Origin of the sequence: Mesorhizobium sp. M7A.F.Ca.CA.002.05.1.1, assembly GCF_003998335.1 — a bacterium.
Taxonomy (GTDB): Bacteria; Pseudomonadota; Alphaproteobacteria; order Rhizobiales; family Rhizobiaceae; genus Mesorhizobium.
Genome location: NZ_RZQI01000461.1, coordinates 1 through 4,673, shown reverse-complemented (window position 1 = coordinate 4,673; position 4,673 = coordinate 1). Strand labels below are relative to the sequence as shown.

At 57.2% G+C, this 4,673-nt stretch carries 4 protein-coding genes; all 4 read left to right on the top strand.

Annotated features, from left to right (window positions below):
• Window positions 1-86: 86 nt before the first annotated feature.
• Window positions 87-410 carry a hypothetical protein gene (locus tag EN939_RS21530; protein WP_127269584.1) on the top strand — a complete coding sequence of 108 codons (324 nt, stop codon included), beginning with the start codon at window positions 87-89 and terminating at the stop codon, window positions 408-410.
• Window positions 411-557: 147 nt separating this feature from the next.
• Entirely contained in the window at window positions 558-1,283 is a 726-nt protein-coding gene (locus tag EN939_RS21525) for a hypothetical protein (RefSeq protein ID WP_127269583.1), read from the top strand.
• Between the two features lie 475 nt (window positions 1,284-1,758).
• The gene (locus EN939_RS21520) at window positions 1,759-2,208 is read left to right on the top strand and encodes a hypothetical protein (RefSeq protein ID WP_127269582.1); all 450 of its coding nucleotides are present in this window, start codon (window positions 1,759-1,761) and stop codon (window positions 2,206-2,208) included.
• A 325-nt stretch (window positions 2,209-2,533) separates the two neighbouring features.
• The coding region (locus EN939_RS21515) for a hypothetical protein (protein ID WP_127269581.1) at window positions 2,534-4,673 on the top strand (2,140 nt) is incomplete at its 3' end.

The following is a 4,673-nucleotide window of genomic DNA, read 5'->3' as shown; positions in this document are numbered from 1 at the left end:
CTGTCGTTCAGATCATGACCCGCGCCGAACTGGACGACTTGAACTCGTTCAATGCCAAGGGCGCTGACTGGTGCGGGGAAGCCATGATGCACGATTTGCTCGACCTATTGGGCATCAAGGCCCCTGTGCTTGTTGCCGGCCTCTCTGGCGGCATCCTGCGGGCTCTGTCGCGGCATCGGTACAAGCTGCGCGAAATGATAGCCTCGCATGTTTGTGGCGCACTGGCGGCGGCTTATCTCACGCTGCCAGTGGTGTCGTATTTCAAAGCGACGGGATTGCCGATTCCAGATCCGGCCGATGACACCACGACGCTTGCGGCTGCTTTCCTGATCGGCGTTTCGGCTATGTGGATTTCGGATATGCTGTTCGAGATGATCGTGCGAAAGTTCAAGCCGGCGGCAGAGGAATAGCGGCGGTGGTCTGGTCGGATATCTGGCGAGTGTGCCTGGGGTGACGACGGCAATAAAACATGGCTTTCACCATTTCGGCACTATTCGAGTGGCTTAATTGCGTTCTGGTGTGTTTCGGGATATGGCGGAAGTGGTGGGGGAGGCCTTATGAGCAGCAACTGGTCACTGGAATCATTGCGCCTATCTATCTTCACTGCCGATCAGCCAAAGGGCACCGAGGCAGATTGGACCTTCCTCACTGGCCAAGACGAAGCTGAAGTTCGGCAAAACGTGCCAGGCGGCAAGGTCTATGTTGGCGATTTTGGACTTGGTCGGCTGACCTTGGGATTTGGTCCAAACAGGGTCGACGTGATTATGGGCATCAAGGCCGATTTCGCCGAAGACGCCGCCGTCCCGGCATTCGCGGAATGGGACGCAGGAATTGATGAATTCCAATCGGTAGCGTCGAAATTCCTTGCCAATTTTACCCATCCGGTGGCACGTCTGGCACTTGGATCCGTAATGTTGCAACAAGCGCCCGACGAGAAGAGTGTGAATTCGATCCTTAGCGGATACTTGAAGAGTGCTAAAATTCAGCCGGACACTGAAGATTTTTTATATCGCATAAATTCCCCGACGAGGAGCAACATACTGCCGCTAAAATTGAACCGTATTTTGAGCTTGGGGTCTGTGAAGATACAGAGGGGCTCAATTAGAGTTGGCGGGAATGAGGCTGGAATTGTCATGGGTGGGCAGGTTTTTGCTGCGCGCCTTGAACTCGATCATAGTACCGACGCAGCCAATGCGTCGCCATTGGATCGATCGCTTTTGGTGCCTATATGGGATGAACTGGTTGGCCTCGGTCGCCAGAATGTTGAATCGGGTGAACTGTGATGAGTGCGCTAGCCTTAATCGGGGAAGATAGTGGAACGCGACCTTCCTATGTTCCCAAGCAGCGCCCGGGCTCAGCTATCCCGCCATCCGCTAGAACTACTCCTGCTGTCCTAGAAACGATGGCAGGGAGGGTTTGTTTTTTGGAAGAGTTGCCCCTCATTGGCTGGGGACCCCTCACAGGCAGTGCACTGCCACCAAACGTCAGTACGGTATGGCCCGAGTTGTCTGTGTGGGAGAGAACTCTCTATCCGAATACGGTTTCGGTAACGGACCATTTGCCTTGGTTCGCGGACCTATCTCTGCCCAATTTGGTGATAGGGCACTCGAATCCTGCAAACACTTATGAGATTCCCGCGTTCCCGAAGATTTCTGCTCCGGGCGGGATGGCTGGTTTTGCTTCGAGGCTTTGGGAGGCAATACCCGCTGGTGTCAGATTACCTTCGGTATGGGCGGATGATGGGGAGATCGCTTTCGAATGGAAATGGGGGGAGCGCCACGCGATCCTAAGCATCGAGGAAGATGGGACCGTTGGCTACGCAATTTATCGTGGCGGTCAATTCTCGCCCGGGCGGGAGAGAGCGAATCTGGAAGTCTTGCCTGCCGATTTGCTCGATTATTTGCGAGAGACGTAAGCCGCAAAGAGTGTCCGAAAGAACTCACCAAGCAGAGTCCGTTTTCTTCAGGCGTGGTTAAGAACCGCGAGCCGATTGTCTACGCATTGATTGACCCGGACCAGATCGAAAGCGGCAGCATCAAAGCAATCCCGAAGGAGCGACTGAAGAAAGCGGAATTGAGCGTCTGCAGAGCTTGGGAAGCCACGGCTGTTGAAGCCTGGGAAAACATTATGCAGGGCCAACTTGCGAAAATCACCAGAGAAAAGATGCCGGCTACATTTGGGCATCGGCTGGAGAAATCCGCAAAATAAGGCTTACAGATGTCAACGCAGGGGCATTTTGTGTCATCGATGATGGGCTGAAAAATTTCAAGGCTCATGCGGTGTTAGGGTACTCACCAGCGCCAGAGGGTTACGATCCCGTAAAGATGGCAAATGAGCGCCTCGCAGCACGCGGGAACTTGCTTAAATTGTTCGAGGGTAGCGGCGTGAAAAATTGGAACGAGTGGTCGTTCAACTAACGGGCCTGCCACAACCGCCAACCAATCCCTTCGCCGTTCGTTGGTCCGCGCGGGGCTGATCCCCTAGCGTTTCAAGCGGCTTATGTTTTCGCTGGCTGGCCCGGCATCTTGCCGCCATGGCCAAGGCTGACAAGCGCACACCCGACCAGCAGAAGCAGGGAAAGGCCCTTCGCGACGAGGGCGCCAAATGGCTGAACCGTGTCGAAGCTGCCGGTAAGCTTGAAAAGCAGTGGCTGGATGATGCCGAAAAGGCCGTCAAAGCCTTCACTGGCGAGACATCGAGCCGCGACTACACCACGTCGACAACGCTCGGCTCGACCTACGATTTCAACATCCTATACGCCAACGTCGAAACCATCGTGCCGGCGGTCATCAACAGCCCGCCCGCGCCAGACGTGCGGCGTCGTTTCGCGGATGAAGATCCAGCCGGCAAAGACGTGGCGGAAATCATCGAGCGATCGATAAAGGTGCAGGTTGACGATTCCAAGCTCCAGGTCGAACTGGAGGGCGAGGCTCAAGACGCCTTCCTGGCTGGTCGCGGCGTGGTGCGGCTCCGGTTCAAGAGCGACATCGTAGAGGATGTGACTGATGAGCTTGCGGCCGAAGACGGTGGAGAAGCTGCTAAGGCAGAAACTGACGGGTATGGCCCCGGCAGCGGTGTCGCAGATGGCGGGGAGCCTGACGCCTCTGTACAGGTCGACGCCGCCCAAGCACCCACGGGGGCTTCTCAGCCTTCTGAACGGCTCGCAAACGAGCGCATCGAATTCGAAGCCGTAAGCTGGCGCGATTTCCGCCATGGTCCGGCCAAGCGCTGGAGCGAGTGCCCATGGCTGTCGTTCCGGTTCGTCGTCTCGCGCGAAAACGAAGATACGGCGTTCGATTCCGCCATGATTGGGATGCAGACGAGCGACCAGGAAAAGAAGGCGCGCGGCGAATCCGACAACGACCTGACAGGTTGGGAAATCTGGTGCAAAACCAGCCGCAAGGTCTACTTCGTCGACGATACGGGCGTGATCCTGAAGACAGTCGATGACCCGCTTGGCCTCACGAATTTCTTCCCGATCGCCACGCCAGTGCAGCCGATCGAACTCACCGGCCGCCTGATGCCGGTCAACCCTTTCTCGATCTATTCGAAGCTCGCCGACGAGCTGGACCTGACCACAAAGCGCATCAACATCATCACCAACCACATGAAGGTGAAAGGCTGGTATTCGGGCGATGCCGGCGACATCGGCAATATGCTGGCGGCCGACGACACGGAATTTGTCCCGATCGGCAATGCTGACATCTGGGCGGCCAATGGTGGGCTCGCTGGAGCGGTCGCGTTCTGGCCGGTGGAAAAGTTCATCCTCGTCCTTCGCGAGCTGTACAACGCCCGTGAGCAGACCAAGCAGGCGATTTACGAAATCACCGGGATATCGGACATCGTTCGCGGTGCTTCGAAATCCAACGAGACGCTAGGCGCCCAGCAGATCAAGACGCAATGGGGCTCGCTGCGCATCCAGAAGATGCAGCGAATGATGGAGCGCGGCGCGCGCGACCTGTTCGTGATGATGTCGGAAATCATCCCTGCGAAGTTTTCACACGAGACGCTTCAGCAGATGACGGGCGTCCAGATCATCCCGACGCAACAGGATCTCACGCCTATCCAGCCGCCGCCACCGCCGCCGCAGGGTGCGCAACTGCCGCCCGACCAGATGCAGCAGTATCAGCAGGCCGCCCAGGCCGCCCAGATGGCTGAGAAAGCCCGGCAGGCCAAGCTGGCACAGATGCAGGCTGTTCAGCAGCTTCTCACCCAGAAGCTATCGACCATGTACCGCATCGATGTCGAAAGCGATTCCACGGTGAAGGCGGACCTGTCTCGGCAAAAGGCCGAAGCTGCGGAATTCCTGCAAGGTGCCGGCGCCTACTGGGCTGCTGTCGGTCCAATGGTCCAGTCCGGGGAGCTTCCGAAAGAGGTTGCCGTCGAAATCTTCGCGGCCAACTCCCGGCTGTTCAACCTCGGCAAGTCTGTCGAAGACGTTCTGGAAAAGATGGTCACCGATGCCAAGGCGAAAGCCGCACAGCCTGAGACACCAAAGCCTAGCCCCGAACAACAAAAGGCTGAAGCGGAAGCGAAGACGCGAGAGGCGGACGCGGCAGCAAAAGCTGCTGAAGCGAAGCTCAAGGGCGCCCAGGTCGAACAGGGTATGCAGTTCGCCCGCGAGCAGCACGACATGACGATGAAGGAAAAGCAGTTCGATCTGCGCTCCAAGC

Bases quoted from the DNA above. Each gene is read 5' to 3' on its own strand.
- EN939_RS21530 (WP_127269584.1), top strand. From the start codon at position 87: ATGCACGATTTGCTCGACCTATTGGGCATCAAGGCCCCTGTGCTTGTT.
- EN939_RS21525 (WP_127269583.1), top strand. From the start codon at position 558: ATGAGCAGCAACTGGTCACTGGAATCATTGCGCCTATCTATCTTCACT.
- EN939_RS21520 (WP_127269582.1), top strand. From the start codon at position 1,759: ATGGAAATGGGGGGAGCGCCACGCGATCCTAAGCATCGAGGAAGATGG.